The following is a 19,190-nucleotide window of genomic DNA, read 5'->3' on the forward strand; positions in this document are numbered from 1 at the left end:
GATCGGGGCGGGTGGGGGAGTGCGGGGGGGTTCGTGGCTGGGCGCGCTCGCGCGGGGGGGGCGCCTGTGTTACAACCCCCCGCCCCCGGGCCCCCGGAGGGGGAGGGGGGATCGGGGCGGGTGGGGGAGTGCGGGTGGGTTCGTGGCTGGTCGCGCTCGCGCGGCGGAGCCGCATGTGTCACAGCCCCGCGCCCCTGGTGGGGGGCTGGGGTGGGTGGTCGTGTGCGGGTCGTTGATGGAGGTTGGTTGCGCTTGCGCGGTGGAGGTGCCAAGGCCTGCGCGGCCGCGGCGCTCCCGCGAGAGCGCGGGGCCTCGCCGCGCCTACGGAGTCCGGACCGGCTTGGGGTTCGGGGGTTCCGTCGACGGGTGCGTGCGTAGGGCTGTCGTGCAGGTGTAGCGGTTCAGGGAGGTGGTGCCGGGGCCGCCCAGGAGGACCGTGCCGTCGTCCGCGGCCGTGGCCTCCGAGCCGGCGAACGTGCAGATGATCTGGGCCAGTTCGGCCGGGGACAGGCGCTGCGGACGGACGCTCAGGCGGAACGTGTTCTCCGGGTCGCGGCGGTCCGGGCCGCTGACCCGCAGTGCCTGCTGCACGTCCGTCGAGTAGCCCGCCTCCGTCTCCGCCGCCGACGGCTTCGCCCCGAGTTCGTCGAGGAGGCCCTGTGCCACCAGGACCCGCCGCTCCGCCTCCGCCGTGCCGTCGGGTATCCGCACCGAACGGTCCACCGCCACCAGCTGTGCCGAGCACAGGAGGAACACCTGCACGGGTATGCCGGGGCCGGCCGAGGCCGTGCTCTCCGCCGCCGGCAGCGAGCACGGCAGCCGCGAGGGCGCCGGGCCGAAGTCCGTCGGCACCTGGGTGGAGCGGATGCCGCAGCCGGCCAGCACCGCCGCGAACAGGGGGAGCAGGAGCGCCCCCGCGGCCCTCCGCTGCCGTCGGCGCCGCCGCTGCCGGGACGCGCCCGGTCCGTGCCGTCTCATCGGTCCTCTCCCTCGGTACCCGCGGGTCCCTCGGCGTCGTCCTCGCGCCCGCCGTCGTCGAGGATCGAGGAGGCGTCGCGCGGCAGGCGCAGCGTGAACACCGCACCGCCCTCGGGGGAGTTGGCCGCGGTGATCTCGCCGCGGTGGATGTGCGCGTTCTCCATGGCGATGGACAGCCCGAGCCCGCTGCCCTCGGAGCGCGGGCGGGAGGCGCTCGCCTTGTAGAAGCGGTCGAAGACGTGCGGCAGGACCTCCTCGGGGATGCCGGGCCCGTGGTCCCGCACCCGGATCAGCAGGTCGGCGCCTTCCACGCGGACCGCGACCCGCACCGGCGAACCGCCGTGCTTGAGCGCGTTGCCGATCAGGTTGGCGAGGATGACGTCCAGGCGGCGCGGGTCGAGGTTGGCCATGATGCCGCGCTCGGCGTCCAGTTCGACGGCGTCGAGCCAGGCGCGGGCGTCGATGCACGCGGTGATCTGGTCGGCGATGTCCACGTGGTCCAGGACCAGGCGGGCGGTGCCGGCGTCGAAGCGGGTGACCTCCATCAGGTTCTCGACCAGGTCGTTCAGCCGCCGGGTCTCGCTGACGACGAGCCGTACGGCCGGCTCGATCATCGGGTCGACGCTGCCGGTCTCGGCGTCGAGTTCCTCCTCCAGCACCTCCGTCACCGCCGTGATCGCGGTCAGCGGGGTGCGCAGTTCGTGCGACATGTCGGCGACGAACCGGCGGGAGGCCTCCTCGCGGGAGCTCATGTCCGCGACCTTCTTCTCCAGCGCCTCCGCCGTCCGGTTGAACGTCCGTGACAGCTCGGCCAGTTCGTCGGTGCCGGAGACCCGCAGCCGGGTGTCGAGCTTGCCCTCGCCGAGCCGGCGCGCGGCGATGCCGAGCCGGTGCACCGGCTTGAGCACGGTCGTCGCGGCCGCCTGCGCCAGCAGCGCGGCGCCGACCAGCGCCAGCGCGGTGGCGATGCCGAGCGACCAGGCCAGCGAGTTGAGGTCCTTGGCCTCCGGCTCCAGGGACTTGAGCAGGTATCCGGCCGGCCCGCCGTCGGCCACCCGGGCGCCGCCGACGAGATACGGCCGGCCGTCCTGGTCGATCCGCTGCCAGTACAGGTGGTAGGAGGCCTTCTTGCCCGAGGCGTCGGGCTGCTGACGGTTGACCGCCTTGCGCAGCGAGGCCGGCACGTCCTCCAGGGTGAAGGAGCCGAGGTCCGAGTTGCCGGTGACGGTACGGCCGCCGGAGTCCTCGGCGACGAGCAGCACGCTGAAGCGCTGGCTGCTGGCGGCCATCTGCCCGGCGGTGTGCTGCAACTGCTCCTGTGTGGGATGCGTGGGCAGGGCGCTCGCCCTGTTCTGCATCTCCTGCTGGAAGTCGCGCAGTACGGCGTCCTGGGCGCGGGTGAGCACGGCCTCGCGGTTGAGCCAGTACGCGATCCCGGACGCCGAGACGGCGGCGGTCAGCGCGACCAGGCCGAACACCACGACCAGACGCAGCCGGAGGCTGGTCAGCCGGATCCGCGACCACACGCTCCGCCGGCGCCCCGCTGACCACCCGCGGAGACCCCCCTGGGCCTCGTCGGTGCCTGGAGCACCCGAGGCCCCCTGGGCACCCGGAGCCCCTTCGACGCCCTCGGCCCCCTTGATGTCCTGGTCCCCTTGCCGCGCTGCGGACTTCCCTGTCACCTGAGCCACTTCTGTCACTGAGGCGCGTCCAGCCGGTAACCCACGCCACGCACCGTACGGATGAGCGTCGGGGACGACGGCACGTCCTCGACCTTGGCGCGCAGCCGCTGCACACACGCGTCCACGAGCCGGGAGTCGCCCAGGTAGTCGTGCTCCCACACGAGCCGCAGCAACTGCTGCCGGGACAGCGCCTGTCCGGGCCGCCGGCTCAGCTCGAGCAGCAACCGCAGTTCCGTGGGCGTCAGTTGCAGATCCTCGCCGTTCTTGGTGACCGTCATCGCCGAGCGGTCGATCACCAGCGAACCGAACGTCGCCGAGTCGCTGGACTCGCGTTCGCCGCGGCGCAGCACCGCGCGGATCCGGGCGTCGAGCACCCGGCCCTGCACGGGTTTGACGACGTAGTCGTCGGCGCCGGACTCCAGTCCGACCACCACGTCGATGTCGTCGTTGCGCGCGGTGAGCAGAATGATCGGCAACTGGTCGGTGCGCCGCACACGGCGGCACACCTCGAAGCCGTCGATGCCGGGCAGCATCACATCCAGCACGATCAGGTCAGGCCGCTGCTCGCGCAGCAGTTTCAGACCGTCCTCACCGGTGGCAGCAGTGGCCACCCGGTGACCCTGGCGCGTCAAAGAGAGCTCCAGGGCCGTACGGATGGCGTCGTCGTCCTCGATCAGCAACAGGGAAGGCACGATGGCCATTCTGACCCATGGCGCCGACAGGTCGCGACTGTTGGGGTGCTCCCACACATCTCCCCCCTATGGGGAACCGTCCGCCGGGCCGGCCGCGTGGCCGCCCGACTCTGCTCCGTGACGGATGTTCCGCCGCGCCGGTGACCCCTGTGACAGCTCTGTGACAGTCGGCGGACACGGCGATGAAGTGCCCCGGGCAAGCTTTTCGACATCGAACGAGCACGACGCAGGACCGGTTACTCCACGACGGGGGGCGCGAGATGAACACGCTGCACGGCACGATGACAAGCGCGGTTGTCACGCGGCTCCACGACATCAACCGGACCACGGTCCGCGGCCGTGGACGTCAGCACGCCGCCGCCTGGATGGCGGTGGTCGACGGCCGAACGGGGGACGGCGCCACCACGGGGGCGGAGGGAACCGCGTACGGGGAGGCCCAGGGGGAGCGCCGGTCCGCGGCGGAGGCGGAGTTCACCGCCTACGTCGAGGAGCGCCGCGCCTCCCTGTACGCGACCGCCTACCACCTCACCGGTGACCGCTTCGAGGCCGAGGACCTGCTCCAGAGCGCGCTGTTCTCGACGTTCCGGGCCTGGGACCGGATCACCGACAAGGCGGCGGTCGGAGGCTACCTCCGCCGCACCATGACCAATCTGCACATCAGCGCGTGGCGCCGCCGCAAGCTGAACGAGTACCCGACCGAGGAGCTGCCGGAGACCGCCGGCGACACGGACGCGATGCGCGGCACCGAGCTGCGCGCCGTCCTGTGGCAGGCGCTCGCCCGGCTGCCGGAACTCCAGCGCACCATGCTGGTCCTGCGCTACTACGAGGGGCGCACGGACCCGGAGATCGCGGACATCCTCGGCATCAGCGTCGGCACGGTGAAGTCCAGCATCTGGCGGTCGCTCCGCCGGCTGCGCGAGGACGAGGTCCTCAGCTTCGGCCGTGACGAGGAGGAGTCCTTCGGCGAGCTCGTCGCCTGACAGCGAGCACCGGCCGGAGGTCCACGGGGGATCACGGGGGCCACGGGGGAAAGTACGGGGGATCACGGGGGATCACGGGGGACGGTACCGGGGGGCTCCACGGGGGAAACGGGGAGCGGTGCCGGGGATCCCGGGGGAGGGGACAACGGGGAACGGGGGGAACGGGGACCACGGGGGAAACACAGGAGCGGGGCCGGGGCCGGGGGGTCTCCCGGCCCCGCTCCTGCATGTACGGCCCGCTCCCGCGTGTAAGGCCCCGCTCCCGCGCGTGCGGCCCTCGCGGCGGTGGCCCCTACGCCACCGTGGACCCCGCCACCCGCCCCACCGCCGCGGCGGCCATCCGGCTCAGCGCCTCGTCGCGGTCGCAGGGGTGGGCGCCGAGCCCCGTCTGGCGGGCGACGATCGAGCGCTCGGCGCGCATCAGCCGCCAGCCGCGCCGCAGCAGGAACGGCACCGACTTGCGGCCCTCGCGCAGATCGCGCAGGAACCGCCTGCGGAACGTCTTCACCGGCCCCCGGGTCAGGCACAGCGCCTCCGCGAGCAGCCCCAGCTCCCGGCAGCGGTCCACGATCTCGGCGGCGAAGACGCCCTCCGCGACGAACAGCGGGGTCCGCCCGATGTCCAGCTCGTCGGTGCCGGTACGGGCGCTGAGCGAGAGGTCGTACACCGGCACCGCCGTACGGCCGCTCGCGCACAGCTCGGCGACGGCGGCGACGGCGGCGTCCCGGTCCCAGGAGCCGGGGGCGTCCCAGTCGATGTCCGAACTTCCCGGTACCAGCGGCAGCGTGGGGTCGTCACCGTCCTTGTAGAAGTCGTCCAGACGGAGGACGGGAAGCCCGGAGCGGGCGGCGACGAGGGACTTGCCCGAGCCGGAGGGGCCGCAGAGCAGCACGACGCGGGCGGGTGACGGGGGATGCGGGCTCACGGGACACCAGTTTGACGCATCACCCGCCCCGTGCCGACCCCGCGGGTCGGCGTTGGAGCGCACATCACACCTCAACTACCCTGCGTGTCGAATGCATTACGAGCGGCAAGCGCACCAGCGACCGAAGGCGGCACCACCCATGGCACGACCGGCACGACACACTCCCCGCCCCTCCCGCACCCCGGCCACCACCCGGCGCGTCCTCGTCGCCCTCGCGACCGCGGGCGTCGCCGTGGGCGCGGGCGCGACGGCCGCGTCGGCGGAGACGCTCCCCGTCGTGGACGGGACGTACCACACCGGCTCCCTCGGCAAGGTGGACCCGCAGGCGGGCCTCCAGGCGCTCACCGGCACGGTCGGCTACGTCACCGGCCCGGTCGCCGGGCTCAAGCCGAACCCCCTCGCGGGCACGGGCGTCGACCCGCTGGACAACGGCGTCGGCACCCAGCTCGCCGACTTCCGCCCGTTGACCTCGCAGATGCTCACGGGCCCGGTCGCCCAGGCCCCGTCGGTCGGCTCGATCCCGGTCGTCGGCCAGGCGGTGGGCGCACTGCGCTGACGCGGGGCGTGCCCGTCGGGCCGCGCGCGCTCTCCGTGCGGAGGCGGCGGCCCACTGGCCATCGGCCGGCCCGGGAGCGGGCCCGCCGCACTCGTCCGCCGTACCGGCCTCCGCGCACCAATTCGTCGTACTTGTTCGTCTCGTGGACTCCGCAGGCCCGCCCGAGGGCCGTTTAATGTGGGGTGATCCACGTTCCGCACAAGAGGTGCAAGGGGGCCGCGTGCACAACGACGACGGAGTCAACGGGGTCGGCGGCGGCGCCGGCGGACGTCCCGAGGATCCGCACTCCGCCCCCCGCACCGTGATCGAAGGCCGCTACGAGCTGGTGGAGCCCATCGGCAGCGGGGGCATGGGCGAGGTCTGGAAGGCCTACGACAGGCGGCTGCGCCGGTTCGTCGCCGTCAAGGGGCTCCTCGACCGCAGAGCCATGCCCCCGGACGCGCAGGCGGCCGCGATACACCGGGCCCGCCGGGAGGCGGAGGCCCTCGCCAAGATCGAGCACCAGAACGTGGTGACGGTCCACGACCAGATCGAGACCGCCGACCAGGTCTGGATCGTCATGAAGCTCCTCGAAGGGCGTTCGCTGGCCGACCTGTTGAGCCGTGACGGGGAGCTCGGCGTGCCCAGGGCCGCGGCCATCGGGCTCCAGATGGCACAGGGGCTGCGGGCGGTGCACGAGGCGTCGGTCCTGCACCGCGACGTCAAGCCGGGCAACGTGCTGGTGCGGGACGGTGGCCAGGTGGTCCTGGTGGACTTCGGCATCGCCACCTTCCAGGGTGCGGACCGGGTCACCCGGTACGGCGGGATCATCGGCACACCCCCCTACCTGGCGCCCGAACTCTTCGCCCCCGACACCCCCGGACCCACGCCCGCCTCCGACCTGTGGGCGTTGGGCGTCACCCTGTACGAGATGGTCGAGGGACGTCTGCCCTTCGCCGGGAGCGAGGTCTGGGAGGTGCAGGCCAACATCCAGCAGCACCCCGACCCCGTGCTCCGGTACGCGGGCCCCCTCGGCCCCGTCATCCGGGGGCTGTTGGTCACGGACCCGCGCCGGCGCCCGGACGCGGCCGTGGCGGAGGAGATGCTCCGGGAGGTCCTCGCGGACCCGGGCACGCCGACCCCGGCCCGGGCCGCCACCCCCGCCCGGGCCGCCACCCCGGCCGTCACCCAGGCACCCCCGCCCACGGCCCCGCCCACGCCGCCCGCCGCACTGTCCACGCCGGCGGCGGCCGTGCCGGAACCCGCCGTCTCCTCCTCCGGGACCGTCCCTCCCGAGCCGTCGCCGGCGGCGCCGCGCGGGGGCCGCGGCCGGTTCCGGGCCTGGAAGGTGGCGGCGGCCGCGGCGTGTGTCGTCCTGCTGGCCGGGGGAGGCTGGCTGATCTCGCAGGGCGGCTTTGGGGGACAGCGGGACGACGCCGCCGGGCAACAGGGAGCGGGGTCCGCCGGGGGCGGCACGGAGAAGGCGTGGCAGCGGTGGAAGAACGCCACGAAGAGGCTGACGATCGGCGCCAAGGAGGACCAGCCCGGACTGAGCCTCCACGACAAGAAGACGGACGCCTGGAGCGGGTTCGACATCGACATCGCCTATTCCCTCGCCCGTGAACTGGGCTACGACAAGGAACAGGTGGACTTCTACGGGGTCACCACGGCCAACCGGGCGAGCAAGCTGAAGAACGGGGAGGTGGACCTGGTCATCGCCTCGTACAGCATGACGCCCGAGCGCGAGAAGCGGGACGGCATCCGATTCGTCGGCCCCTACTACAAGGCGGGCACCAGCCTCCTCGTACGCAAGCGATCCGCGAAGTACGACCTCGACGAGGCGGTCGACGTGAAGAGGAATCACGTCGACGTGTGCACGGCGCGGGACTCCACGTACGCGGACCGGCTGGAGAAGGAGGGCTACACCACGGGGAAGTGGCAGCCCGACACCTACAAGGAGTGCGTGAAAAGGCTGTTGGACAAGAGTTCGAGCGTGTACGCGGTCGCGTCGGACGACGTCCTTCTCGCCGGGTACGCCAAGAACGATCCCGCGGAGCTGAAACTGCTGCCCAGCGGCGTGGGCACGGAGCCCTACGGGGTGGCGATGCGCAAGGACGACCCCGTACTGCGGACCAAGGTGTGCTCGGCGCTCGAGAAGGTCCTGGCCGGCGACGAGTGGCCGGCGACGTACATGAAGGACCTGTCCCCGCTGACGGGACGGAAGACGGCACCGAGCAGACCGGAGCTGAGACCGTGCTCGGATGAGTGAGTGACGAAGAGTTCCCCCGCAGTACCTGTCCCGTTGACCGTGCCTGGCTAGCTTTTCCCTGCCCCGCCCGGCCGCAGGAGAGGTACGTCCATGAGCACCCCGGCCCACCGCTCCTCGGCACGGCGTTCCACGGCATCCCCGGCGCCGGTCCGGCAGCGTCAGGAAGGGCGCGGGGCCGCCGGTCCGTACCGGAACCCGGTGGGGCACACCCTCCTCCAGGTGCAGTCCAGCGCCGGCAACCGGGCCACGTCCGCGGTGGTGCAGCGGGCCAGGAGCGCGGACAAGGGGAAGGCGCCGGACAACGGAGACGCGTCCGCCGGGGGGAAGAAGAAAAGGGACTATCGCGACCGGATCGCCGGGTTCCTGGACAGGTTCAAGAAGAAACTCGACTCCATCGACACCTTCGTCAAGGGCGTCCAGACCCCGGGCAACGCGAAGTTCACCCAGGAGGCCGCCGCCACGGCCGACGAGGGCCTCAAGCACTCCGCCGCCGTCTCGGGGGCCTCCGCCGCGTCGGAGAACCTCCTCACGGAGGCCGTCGGCACCGTGGCCAGCGGCATGGACGCGTACAAGAACATGAAGGACGCCAGGACGCACGAGTCCGGGGCCAAGTACCACACGGCACACAAGAAGGCCCGGACCAAGGGGACCGACGCGGTCGTCGGCGCCGCCGGTTCGGCGAGCTACAGCGCCGCCATCGCCAAGGAGGCGACCAAGGTCCAGAAGGCGGCGGACGCCGCGATGGCGTCCGAGGTGAGCGGTGTCGCCAGCGCTTCCATCGGCGCGATCAAGGGCGTACGGGCGGCCTTCCGGATCGGGGGAGCGGCTCGCAAGTACAAGAGGGTGAAGGAGCTCAAGGACCCCCGCCTCGTCCAGCCGGCCGCGCTGACCCGGCTGAACGAGGCGTACGAGCAGGCCGGATGGGCCGCGGCGGAGGCGTACGTCGCGCTGGACGCCTACTGGGACGAGGGCCAGGGGCAGCTGGAGTTCGTCGCCGAGGCCGTCGACGCCGCCTGGGAGGCGATGCGTGTCGTCCGCGACACCGCCGAGACCATCCAGCGCACGGAGAAGCAGTGGGAGGGGGAGGCGGAAAAACCGGGTGGGGCCTCGCCGCGGGCGGCGCCTCCCTCGTCTTCGGCGTCACCCTGTACAAGGCGCTCCGCGCCGCCACCAAGCGCTACGAGGAGAAACGCCACCCCGAGCGCTGGGCGCCTGAGGGCGAGACCCCGGAGGCCGCATCCCGCGGCGACTCGCTGAAGCACGCCCTGACATTCTGGAAGAAGGTCTCGAAGGGCGAACGCCAGGCCATGGCGCGCGAGATCTACGCCCTGGCGGCGGGCCCCGGCGTCCCCGGCAGCGGCGACACGACGCCCGAGATGAGGGAGTCCGCGAGGGCCCTCCTCATCGCCCTCAAAGCGGGCCCCGGCGACCACAAGCTGGAGCCCGAGGACTGGGCGCGCACCCTCGACGACCCGGCGAAGACCGCGGGCTGGATCAGCGAGATAGCGGAACAGCTGGCCTCGGGTTGATGCCCGGGGGAACTACAGAGAAGCGTCCTTGACGCCGTCGACGAACGGCTGCCAGGCGGCGGCGTTCAACAACAGGACGGGGCCGGTCGTGTCCTTGCTGTCACGGACGGGGACGGTGTCGGGGAAGTCGTCACAGACCTCCACGCAGGCATCCCCCTGCTGGTTTCCGCTATAGGAGGACTTGCGCCAGCGGGCGGTGTTCAGGTCAGGGGTGACTCGCATGGCTGGTACGTCTCCATCGTCGCTTCGATCAATGCCGCTGACTCCCTCGGTGGGAGGGCACTAGCCTTCATCAAATCGTACTCTCGCACCCGCTGCCTGACGGTCTCCTGGTCGTCGAAGGTCTCGCCGTTCCGAGGGCCTTCCTGGTACACGGTGGTGGAGTTGTCCGGCAGGGTGAGCAAAATGAGTGTGCCGTTCATCAGGGTGCATGCTCCTGCCGTGAACGGGACGACCTGGAGCGTGGTGTGGCGCGCTTCCACCAACGGCAGCAGCGTCGCGAGTTGCTCCCGCATGACCTCCGAGCCACCAATGGCCTGTCGCAGGGTTGCCTCGCCGAGAATCCACCAGATGTCAGGCGGGTTGTCACCCCGCATGACTTCCTGACGGCCCAGGCGAGCCGCCACCAAGGCTTCGATCGCGCTCGGGCTCATCCCCGGGTCGCCCTTGACGAACAGCGCGCGCATATATGCCGACGTCTGAAGCAGCCCCGGAATGACACTCGCCCCGAACTCCTGAATCCGCACCGCGCTCGCCTCCAACTCCAGACAATGATCGAACCGCCTCGGCGTGTACTCCCGCTTCACCGCCCCCCACAGCCCCTGGAACAACTCCCCCGTCCCGAAAGCCACATCGAGCTTCTCCGAGAGGGGTGGCAGGGGGAGCCGTTCCCCCGTCTCCACTCCGTGCAGGTGGGTCTTGCTGTAGTTGACGATGTCCGACATCCGGTCCAACGACAGGCCGAGCAGGCGCCGTTGACGACGCAGCTCGACGCCGTACAGGTCGCGGGCGGAGTGGGCGGGTTCGAGGTCCCGGGAGGGCTGGGTCATGGTCGGTGCTCCCTTGCCGTGTGCCGTGTGCCGTGTGCCGTGTGCCGTGTCGGTGTGCCGTTCCGTGGTGCCGAGCGGAACGGGCGCTCCACCGACGGTAGTCGCGCTCGGTGACAGTCTGAGCGCGAATGGTGAGAAGCGGCAGGTGGCGGCTGTTCCGCAACCCGGTTCGGAACACCGTCACCCTGGTCGGCCGAAGGCGCCCGCCATGACGCTGGGGGCGTGAACAGTGACAAGCGGCAGGAGGCCCCCCTTGCCTCCCCGGAGATGGCCCGGCTCCCCGTCGGCCGGCTCGCGCACGACACGCGGCGGGAGAAGCGCGGGATCGTCATGGACCACCAGGACGGCTTCGTGTGGCTGCGCCCCGAAGGCGGCGGGACGGAATGGACGGCGTTGCCCCGCGACGTGCAGCCGCTGCTGAACGTCCGTGACCGGGCGGAGGCCCTGATGTGGGCACGGGTGGCACGCGCCAACGCCCGTAGCCGGGGGGAGGTTCTCTAGGTGGAAGACGCCGAACAGGCATGCGAGGAACTGCGCGACGCGCTCAGGGCGGCGGGGGTGACGCTGCCGTCCCTCGGACTCGACGCCGTTTCGTGCGCCGGGTCCGCCCCGCTCGCATTGATCGACCTGGGCCGCTGCAACGCGACCACGGCCCGCGCGCTCGCCGTTGCCCTCCAGACCGGTCGGAGAGCGGCGAGTGGGGCATAGGCGGCCTCTGCGGGTAGCCGGTGGCGCTCGCCTGCTCGACGGTACCTGCGCCCGGAACTGGCCGGTAGACACGGCGTGATGTCAGGCGCCAGCACGGATCTGACAGGGCGTCGGCACGCCGGCCCGCGTCTGCCGGCGGACGGCCGCCTGCCAGGGGTTGGCAGGGTCGGAGCCGAAGGTCTCGACTCGGCCAGGTGCCCGGGATCGGTCTCGCGGTCGCCCTGTACGAGGATCTCGCCGGTCGCGACGATCTCGTACAGGGCGGGGCCGTTGCCAACGGTGCGAGAGGGTCAGTACGACGACCCCGACGCGCCCAGCGCTCCCGTCGGGTGCCAGACCGTCTTGGTCTCCAGGAACGCCGTCATGCGGTCCGTGCCGGGCGTCGCGGACCAGTCGTCCACAGGCTGTGGACGCAGGACGCGCTTGAGGTTGTCGGCCGCGGCGATCTCCAGTTCCTTGGCCAGGGACTCGTCCGCGCCCGCGAGGTCGATCGCGTTGACGTCCTGGTGGGCGGCGAGCGGTGCCGCGATCTCCGCCGTGCGGCCGGAGAGGATGTTGACGACGCCGCCGGGCAGGTCGGACGTGGCCAGGACCTCGCCCAGGGAGAGGGCGGGGAGCGGGGCCTTCTCCGACGCCACCACGACCGCCGTGTTGCCCGTCGCGATCGCCGGGGCCAGTACCGAGACCAGGCCCAGGAAGGACGACTCCTGCGGGGCGAGGACCGCCACCACGCCCGTCGGCTCCGGGGAGGACAGGTTGAAGAACGGGCCCGCGACCGGGTTGCCGCCGCCGACCACCTGGGCGATCTTGTCGGTCCAGCCCGCGTACCAGACCCAGCGGTCGATGGCCGCGTCCACCCGCTCGGCCGCCTTCGACTTCGACAGGCCCTCCGCCTCGGCGACCTCACGGACGTACTGGTCGCGGCGGCCCTCCAGCATCTCCGCGATCCGGTACAGGATCTGGCCCCTGTTGTACGCCGTCGCGCCGGACCAGCCGCCGAACGCCTTGCGCGCGGCGACCACCGCGTCCCGGGCGTCCTTGCGGGAGGCCAGGGGGGTGTTCGCCAGCCACTTGCCCTTCGCGTCGCTCACCTCGTACACCCGGCCGCTCTCGGAACGCGGGAACTTGCCCCCGACGTACAGCTTGTAGGTCTTCAGCACGCTGAGTCGGTCAGACATCGAGGTACGCCTCCAGGCCGTGGCGGCCGCCCTCGCGGCCGAAGCCCGACTCCTTGTAGCCGCCGAACGGCGACGTCGGGTCGAACTTGTTGAACGTGTTGGACCAGACGACACCCGCACGCAGCTTGTTCGCGACCGCCAGGATGCGCGAGCCCTTCTCCGTCCAGATGCCCGCCGACAGGCCGTACGGCGTGTTGTTGGCCTTGGCGACGGCCTCGTCCGGCGTGCGGAAGGTGAGGACGGAGAGCACCGGGCCGAAGATCTCGTCGCGGGCGATGGTGTGCGCCTGGGTGACGCTCGTGAAGAGCGTCGGGGCGAACCAGTAGCCGGAGGAGGGCAGTTCGCAGGCCGGGGACCAGCGCTCGGCGCCCTCCGCCTCGCCCTGGTCGGCGAGCGCGGTGATGCGGGCCAGCTGCTCGGCGGAGTTGATGGCGCCGATGTCCGTGTTCTTGTCCAGCGGGTCGCCCAGGCGCAGCGTGGAGAGCCTGCGCTTGAGGGAGTCGAGCAGCTCGTCGTGGATCGACTCCTGGACCAGCAACCGGCTGCCCGCGCAGCACACCTGGCCCTGGTTGAAGAAGATCCCGGTGACGATCCCCTCCACCGCCTGGTCCACGGGTGCGTCGTCGAAGACGATGTTGGCGCCCTTGCCGCCCAGCTCCAGCGTGAGCTTCTTGGCGGTGCCCGCGACCGTGCGGGCGATCTCCTTGCCGACGGCCGTGGACCCGGTGAACGCCACCTTGTTCACGTCCGGGTGGGCGACCAGCGCCGCTCCGGCGCGGCCGTCACCGGTGAGGATGTTGACGACGCCCTTGGGGAGCCCGGCCTGACGGCAGATGTCCGCGAAGAACAGGGCGGAGAGGGGCGTCGTCTCGGCGGGTTTCAGCACCACCGTGTTGCCCGTCGCCAGCGCCGGGGCGATCTTCCACGCCAGCATCAGGAGGGGGAAGTTCCAGGGGATGACCTGGCCCGCCACGCCGAGGGGCCTCGGATCGGCACCGAACCCGGCGTGGCCGAGCTTGTCCGCCCAGCCCGCGTAGTAGAAGAAGTGCGCGGCGACGAGGGGGAGGTCGGCGTCGCGGGTCTCGCGGATCGGCTTGCCGTTGTCCAGGGTCTCCAGGACGGCCAGCTCGCGGCTGCGCTCCTGGATGATCCGGGCGATGCGGAAAAGGTACTTGGCGCGCTCGGAGCCGGGCAGCGCCGACCACTTCTCGAACGCCTTGCGGGCGGCGCCGACCGCGCGGTCGACGTCCCGTTCGGTGGCCTCCGCGACCTCGGAGAGGACCTCCTCGGTGGCGGGGGAGAGGGTCTTGAAGACCTTGCCGTCGGCCGCCTCGGTGAACTCCCCGTCGATGAACAGGCCGTAGGACGGGGCGATGTCGACGACCGCGCGGGACTCGGGCGCCGGGGCGTACTCGAAAACAGGAGCCTGCTTTTCCATGGTCATGGGGTGTCAGTCCACCGTCACGTAGTCGGGGCCGGAGTAGCGGCCGGTGGCCAGCTTCTGGCGCTGCATCAGCAGGTCGTTGAGCAGCGAGGAGGCGCCGAAGCGGAACCAGTGGTTGTCCAGCCAGTCCTCGCCCGCGGTCTCGTTGACCAGGACCAGGAACTTGATCGCGTCCTTGCTGGTGCGGATGCCGCCGGCCGGCTTCACGCCGACCTGGACACCCGTCTGCGCGCGGAAGTCGCGCACGGCCTCCAGCATCAGGAGGGTGTTCGCGGGGGTCGCGTTGACGGCGACCTTGCCCGTCGAGGTCTTGATGAAGTCCGCACCGGCCAGCATCCCGAGCCAGCTCGCGCGGCGGATGTTGTCGTACGTCGACAGCTCGCCGGTCTCGAAGATGACCTTCAGCCGGGCGGCCGTCCCGCAGACCTCCTTCACGGCGGTGATCTCCTCGAACACCTTCGCGTAGTTCCCGGCGAGGAACGCGCCCCGGTCGATGACCATGTCGATCTCGTCCGCCCCGGCGGCGACGGCCTCGCGGACGTCCGCCAGCTTGACGGCGAGGGGGGCGCGGCCGGCCGGGAAGGCGGTGGCGACGGAGGCGACCTTGACCCCGGAACCGGCGACGGCCGCCTTCGCGGTGGCCACCATGTCGGGGTAGACGCAGACCGCGGCCGTGGCGGGCGTGGTGCGGTCGGTCGGGTCGGGGCGGACCGCCTTCGCGCCGAGCGACCGGACCTTGCCGGGGGTGTCCGCGCCTTCCAGCGTCGTCAGGTCGACCATCGAGATGGCGAGGTCGATGGCGTACGCCTTCGCCGTCGTCTTGATGGACCGGGTGCCGAGCGACGCGGCGCGTGCCTCCAGGCCGACCGTGTCGACGCCGGGCAGCCCGTGCAGGAAGCGGCGCAGCGTCCCGTCGGACGCGGTGACGTCGCTGAGAGCGTGTGGTGCAGTGGTGGGCATGGTCACCGTCCGAGCATATCTACGCGCGTAGCGGGTTGTACAGCCCCGGGGGCGGCGCCTACGGCCGCCCGGAGGTGGTGGTGCAGGCTGTACCCGGGATTGTCATGCAGCCCTCATCGTGCCCAACACCCCCTGGTTCCTAGGTTGGTGGGCACTTCGGACCGAGCCGGGTCCTTCGACCCCGAGGAGCTGCCAGACCATGGCGACCGAGACCACCCCCCGCACCCCCCGCACCTCCCGCATCGCTGTCACCGCCCTCGCGGCCGCCCTGGCCGCCGGCGCCGGGCTCGTCACGCCCGCCGTGGCGGCGGCGCACACCCCCGCCCCGTCCCTCCAGCGCGGGGCGGACGCGGTGCACGACACCGGCACCGTCGGCGTCGTCGTCCGCTCGACCGGCCCGCGCGGCTCCCGCACCGCCACCGCCGGGGTCGCCGACGAGGAGACCGGCCGTCCCGCCCGGCCCGGCGACACCTTCCGCATCGCCAGCTCCACCAAGACCTTCGTCTCCACGGTCGTCCTGCAACTGGTCGGCGAGGGGCGCCTCTCGCTCGACGACACCGTCGAGGACCTGCTGCCGGGCGTGGTCGCGGGCAATGGCAACGACGGCAGCCGGATCACCGTCCGGCAGCTGCTCAACCACACCAGCGGCCTGTTCGACTTCACGGCGGACTTCCCCGTCCTCACCGACATCGACGCCTTCCAGAAGGGGCGCCTGCGCAGCTGGACGGACGACCAGCTCGTCACCATCGCGATGAAGCACGCCCCGAACTTCGCTCCGGGGAAGGGCTGGAGCTACTCCAACACCAACTACACCCTCGCCGGCATGATCATCGAGAAGGTGACCGGCCACAGCTGGCAGCACGAGGTGACCCGCCGCATCGTCCGGCCGCTGGGGCTGCACCGCACCTCGGCCCCGTACACCGACCCCTACATGAAGGGCCCGCACCTCAAGGGGTACTCCGCCTTCGCCGCGGAGGGCCGGACGCCGATCGACGTCAGCGTGATGAACCCGAGCGCCGCCGGTTCGGCCGGCGGCATGATCAGCGACACGGCCGACCTGACGACGTTCTACTCGGCGCTGATGAAGGGCCGCCTGCTGAAGCCGGCCCAGCTCGCCGAGATGGAGACGACCGTACGGGCCAGGGAACTGGACCCCGCCTGGCCCGGGGCGCGGTACGGCCTCGGCCTGATGAAGGTGCCGCTGAGCTGCGGCGGCAGCTACTACAGCCACGGCGGTGACCTCTTCGGCTACACGACCCGCAACGGGTTCAGCGCGGACGGCCGCCATGTGGTCGTCGTGGCGGCGACGGGGGACGGCGACGACGACACGACGCCGGCCGCGAACGCCGTGATCGACGAGCAGCTGTGCGCGGCGGAAGGGCGCGGGTAGCCGCGGGGCGGCACGCCCGGCGGACCACGGCCCCCGGCCGCTCCTCCCTCCGCGTACGGGTCCGACGGGGCCGTCGGGCAGAATCGACGGCATGACGTCCCCCGAGACCCAGCCGCCCGCCCCCGAGCCGTCTTCCCGCCCCGACCGGGTCCACCGCTCCTCGGCCGGCATCGCCGGCGGGGTGGTGCTGCTCGCCCTGGTGGCGTGGCTCGGCATCGACGCGCTGGTCGTCGGCAAGGGCCGTACGCCGTGGCTGGCGCTGGCGGCGATGATCGTGATCGTGCCGCTGGTGAGCGCGTTCACGCTGCGTCCGGCCGTCTTCGTGAACGACGACCGGCTGCGCGTGCGCAACCCGTTCCGGGTGATCGTGCTGCCGTGGGGCTCGGTGGCCTCGCTGCGCTCCGGCTACTCCAACGAGGTGGTCGCGACCAGCGGGACGAAGTACCAGCTGTGGGCGGTGCCGGTGTCGCTGCGCGGGCGGAAGCGGGCGGCGCGGCACGAGGCGCGGCAGACGGCGGAGGGGATCGGCGGGGCCGGCGTCGGCCGGGGCGGCCCCGGCCGGCGGGGCGGGATGCTCGGCGGCCTGGGAGGCGGCTTCGGCGGCCGGGGGGCCGGGGCCGGGGCCGGCACCGAGGGGCCCGTGCGGGCGCAGACGGACCAGATCATGGACGACCTGAAGGAGTTCGCCGAGCGGCGGGGCGGGGCCGAGGCGGCGCAGGGGGAGCCGAGTGTGCGGTGGGCGTACGAGGTGCTCGGTCCGGTGGCCGCGGGCCTGATCGTCTTCGCCGTCCTCCTGGCGACGGGCTGACCCCCGGGCGTCCTTCCGCGACACATAGGCTGTGCCCATGACCTCAGCGCAGGAGGAAGGCCCCCGCGCGCTGTTCGCAGGGGCTTCCCACAGGTGGGTGCGGCTGCTGCCGTGGGGTGTGGCGTTCGTGCTGTGCGTCGCGCTGCTGCCCACGACCATCGTGGTCCTCACCGCCGACTACGGTCTGAATGGGGGTGTCGCCGCCGCGCTGGCCGTCGCGCAGGCCGCGCCGCTGCTGCTCGCCGTCGTACGGCCGCTCCTCGCCTGGTACGTGGTGTTCGCCGCGGACGTGGCCGGGGCGCTCGCGCTGCTCGCCGTCGACTTCCCGGAGCGGCTGCTGTGGCCGTTCCCGCCCACGGGGATCGTCGGGTACGTCGGTCTCTGCCTCGCCCTGGGCCTGCGCGAGCGGCGCCGGACGCTGGTCCTCGTGTGGCTGGCCACGGCGGGCGCGAACGTGGGCCTGGGGTTCGCCGCACCCCACGGCTACGGCGCCAGGGAGCTGCTGCTCACCATCCTCGGGGGCGTCGCGCTCCTGCTGGGCGGGGTGCTCCGTGAGCGGTCCGAGGTGCAGCGCAGGCTGGCCGAGCAGGAGACGATCAGCGAGGCCGAGCGCGGCCGGCGGACGCTGCTGGAGGAACGCGCCCGGATCGCCCGCGAGCTGCACGACGTGGTGGCACACCACATGTCCGTCATCACGGTGCAGGCGAACACCGCGGAGTACCGCCTCGAGAGGCTGCCGCAGGACGTGCGCGAGGAGTTCACGTCCATCGCGGGAACCGCGCGCGAGTCGCTCGGCGAGATGCGCAGGCTCCTCGGTGTGCTGCGCAACGAGGAGTCGCAGGGCGAGCTCGTGCCCCAGCCCGGACTGGCGCAGGTCGGGCAGCTGGTGGAGGCGACGGCGAGGGCCCGCGGACCGGTGGAGTTCAGCCCCTGCGACGTCGAGGTCGACGTGCCCGAGGCCGTGGGCCTGTCCGCCTACCGGATCGTCCAGGAGTCCCTCGCGAACGTCGTGCGGCATGCGCCGGGCGCGCGCACGCGGGTGTCGCTGTCGGTGGCGGAGTCCGATCCGGGGGAGGGCGCGTGGCTCACCGTCCTCGTCGTCAACGGCCCGCCGCCGACACCGCCCGCCGCGCCGCTGGAGACGAGTGGCACCGGGCACGGTCTCGTCGGCATGCGCGAACGGGTGCGGCTCGTCGGCGGCACCCTCGACGTGGGGCCGCTGCCGGACGGCGGCTTCCGCGTCGCGGCACGACTTCCGCTCACCGAAAAGGACCCCACGTGACGACCCGCGTGATCATCGTCGACGACCAGGCCATGGTGCGGGCCGGGTTCGCCGCCCTGCTCGCCGCCCAGAGCGACATCGACGTGGTGGGCGAGGCCCCCGACGGCGCGCAGGGCGTCGAGCTGAGCCGGCGTACGCACCCCGACGTCGTCCTGATGGACGTGCGGATGCCCGAGATGGACGGCCTGGAGGCCACCCGCCGGCTGCTCACGCCGTCGCCGGGGGTGACCCACCGGCCGCGCGTCCTGATGCTCACCACCTTCGACGTCGACGACTACGTGTACGAGGCGCTGCGGGCCGGCGCGAGCGGCTTCCTGCTGAAGGACGCGCCGCCGGCCGACCTCATCGCGGCGGTCCGCGTCGTGGCCTCGGGCGACGCGCTGCTCGCCCCCTCCGTGACGCGCCGCCTCATCGCGGACTTCGCCCAGCAGCGCCCCGCCGCCCGGGGCAGGCCCGCGCAGCGGCTCAAGGGGCTGACCGAACGCGAGACCGAGGTCCTCACCCTGGTGGCCCGCGGCCAGTCGAACGGGGAGATCGCGCAGACCCTGGTGCTGGCCGAACAGACGGTGAAGACGCACGTCAGCCGCGTCCTCACCAAGCTCGACCTGCGCGACCGGGCCCAGGCGGTGGTCTTCGCCTACGAGTCGGGGCTGGTGGCCCCGGGCGGGTAGGAGAGCCCCCGCCCCTCCTCCACCCCCTACCGCGGTAGGGGGTCCGCATTGGCTCCCCGGTATGACGCCCGGGGCACAGCCGTCCCCGCACTCTTCACCCGTCACGGGAA

At 72.2% G+C, this 19,190-nt stretch carries 20 protein-coding genes; 11 read left to right on the top strand and 9 right to left on the bottom strand.

The features are described 5' to 3' along the window. Positions 1-321: 321 nt before the first annotated feature. From IO29_RS03360 to afsQ1, 3 genes are all read right to left on the bottom strand, one after another. Entirely contained in the window at positions 322-978 is a 657-nt protein-coding gene (locus tag IO29_RS03360) for a hypothetical protein (RefSeq protein ID WP_234307650.1), read from the bottom strand. Beyond that, positions 975-2,504 (bottom strand): sensor histidine kinase, encoded by a 1,530-nt coding sequence (locus IO29_RS03365; RefSeq protein ID WP_051707580.1) that lies wholly within the window; start codon positions 2,502-2,504, stop codon positions 975-977. Before IO29_RS03365 ends, IO29_RS03360 begins: the two co-directional genes overlap by 4 nt. A 170-nt stretch (positions 2,505-2,674) precedes the next feature. Next, a complete protein-coding gene (gene afsQ1 / locus IO29_RS03370) occupies positions 2,675-3,352 on the bottom strand; it encodes a two-component system response regulator AfsQ1 (protein WP_033225464.1) in 678 nt (225 codons plus the stop codon). 260 nt (positions 3,353-3,612) lie between these two features. Between afsQ1 and IO29_RS03375 the strand changes: the two genes are divergently transcribed. Then, on the top strand, positions 3,613-4,332 hold the full coding sequence (locus IO29_RS03375) for a SigE family RNA polymerase sigma factor (protein WP_030382246.1): 720 nt from the start codon (positions 3,613-3,615) through the stop codon (positions 4,330-4,332). Positions 4,333-4,624: 292 nt separating this feature from the next. Here IO29_RS03375 and IO29_RS03380 read toward each other — a convergent pair whose 3' ends face one another. Next, positions 4,625-5,257, bottom strand: a complete 633-nt coding sequence (locus tag IO29_RS03380) for a nucleoside/nucleotide kinase family protein (protein ID WP_234307649.1) — start codon at positions 5,255-5,257, stop codon at positions 4,625-4,627. 139 nt (positions 5,258-5,396) lie between these two features. Between IO29_RS03380 and IO29_RS03385 the strand changes: the two genes are divergently transcribed. The 4 genes from IO29_RS03385 (at position 5,397) to IO29_RS39235 (ending at position 9,590) form a co-directional block, all read left to right on the top strand. Continuing rightward, positions 5,397-5,813: a hypothetical protein gene (locus tag IO29_RS03385; protein WP_030382244.1), complete on the top strand. Its 417-nt coding sequence runs from the start codon at positions 5,397-5,399 to the stop codon at positions 5,811-5,813. A gap of 220 nt (positions 5,814-6,033) precedes the next feature. After that, positions 6,034-8,061 carry a bifunctional serine/threonine-protein kinase/glutamate ABC transporter substrate-binding protein gene (locus IO29_RS03390; RefSeq protein WP_030382243.1) on the top strand — a complete coding sequence of 676 codons (2,028 nt, stop codon included), beginning with the start codon at positions 6,034-6,036 and terminating at the stop codon, positions 8,059-8,061. Between the two features lie 90 nt (positions 8,062-8,151). Further along, positions 8,152-9,318, top strand: coding sequence for a hypothetical protein (locus IO29_RS03395; protein WP_234307648.1), 1,167 nt, complete (start codon positions 8,152-8,154; stop codon positions 9,316-9,318). A gap of 50 nt (positions 9,319-9,368) precedes the next feature. After that, on the top strand, positions 9,369-9,590 hold the full coding sequence (locus IO29_RS39235) for a hypothetical protein (RefSeq protein ID WP_234307647.1): 222 nt from the start codon (positions 9,369-9,371) through the stop codon (positions 9,588-9,590). Positions 9,591-9,602: 12 nt separating this feature from the next. Here IO29_RS39235 and IO29_RS03400 read toward each other — a convergent pair whose 3' ends face one another. Continuing rightward, on the bottom strand, positions 9,603-9,812 hold the full coding sequence (locus IO29_RS03400) for a DUF397 domain-containing protein (protein WP_030382242.1): 210 nt from the start codon (positions 9,810-9,812) through the stop codon (positions 9,603-9,605). Further along, on the bottom strand, positions 9,791-10,639 hold the full coding sequence (locus IO29_RS03405) for a DUF5753 domain-containing protein (RefSeq protein WP_030382241.1): 849 nt from the start codon (positions 10,637-10,639) through the stop codon (positions 9,791-9,793). Before IO29_RS03405 ends, IO29_RS03400 begins: the two co-directional genes overlap by 22 nt. A 222-nt stretch (positions 10,640-10,861) precedes the next feature. Here IO29_RS03405 and IO29_RS03410 point away from each other — a divergent pair, with 222 nt between their 5' ends. Next, positions 10,862-11,140, top strand: coding sequence for a hypothetical protein (locus IO29_RS03410; protein ID WP_234307646.1), 279 nt, complete (start codon positions 10,862-10,864; stop codon positions 11,138-11,140). Continuing rightward, a complete protein-coding gene (locus IO29_RS03415; protein ID WP_030382239.1) occupies positions 11,141-11,347 on the top strand; it encodes a hypothetical protein in 207 nt (68 codons plus the stop codon). Positions 11,348-11,637: 290 nt separating this feature from the next. On the opposite strand, the gene IO29_RS03420 is transcribed toward IO29_RS03415, so the two are convergent. The 3 genes from IO29_RS03420 to deoC are packed head-to-tail and all read right to left on the bottom strand — an operon-like array spanning position 11,638 to position 14,929. Next, entirely contained in the window at positions 11,638-12,525 is an 888-nt protein-coding gene (locus IO29_RS03420; RefSeq protein WP_030382238.1) for an aldehyde dehydrogenase family protein, read from the bottom strand. Further along, on the bottom strand, positions 12,518-13,963 hold the full coding sequence (locus IO29_RS03425; protein ID WP_030382237.1) for an aldehyde dehydrogenase family protein: 1,446 nt from the start codon (positions 13,961-13,963) through the stop codon (positions 12,518-12,520). The genes IO29_RS03420 and IO29_RS03425 overlap by 8 nt, the downstream gene beginning before the upstream one ends. A 12-nt stretch (positions 13,964-13,975) precedes the next feature. Beyond that, positions 13,976-14,929, bottom strand: a complete 954-nt coding sequence (deoC, locus tag IO29_RS03430) for a deoxyribose-phosphate aldolase (RefSeq protein WP_030382236.1) — start codon at positions 14,927-14,929, stop codon at positions 13,976-13,978. Between the two features lie 199 nt (positions 14,930-15,128). Here deoC and IO29_RS03435 point away from each other — a divergent pair, with 199 nt between their 5' ends. From IO29_RS03435 to IO29_RS03450, 4 genes are all read left to right on the top strand, one after another. After that, on the top strand, positions 15,129-16,319 hold the full coding sequence (locus IO29_RS03435) for a serine hydrolase domain-containing protein (RefSeq protein ID WP_030382235.1): 1,191 nt from the start codon (positions 15,129-15,131) through the stop codon (positions 16,317-16,319). A gap of 91 nt (positions 16,320-16,410) precedes the next feature. Beyond that, positions 16,411-17,127 carry a PH domain-containing protein gene (locus tag IO29_RS03440; protein ID WP_030382234.1) on the top strand — a complete coding sequence of 239 codons (717 nt, stop codon included), beginning with the start codon at positions 16,411-16,413 and terminating at the stop codon, positions 17,125-17,127. Positions 17,128-17,164: 37 nt separating this feature from the next. Continuing rightward, positions 17,165-18,409, top strand: a complete 1,245-nt coding sequence (locus IO29_RS03445) for a sensor histidine kinase (RefSeq protein ID WP_030382233.1) — start codon at positions 17,165-17,167, stop codon at positions 18,407-18,409. After that, complete coding sequence (locus tag IO29_RS03450) at positions 18,406-19,080, top strand: response regulator (protein ID WP_030382232.1); 675 nt, start codon at positions 18,406-18,408, stop codon at positions 19,078-19,080. The genes IO29_RS03445 and IO29_RS03450 overlap by 4 nt, the downstream gene beginning before the upstream one ends. The last annotated feature ends 110 nt before the right edge of the window (positions 19,081-19,190 follow it).

Source organism: Streptomyces sp. NRRL F-6676 (assembly GCF_000725625.1).
Classification (GTDB): Bacteria; Actinomycetota; Actinomycetes; order Streptomycetales; family Streptomycetaceae; genus Streptomyces.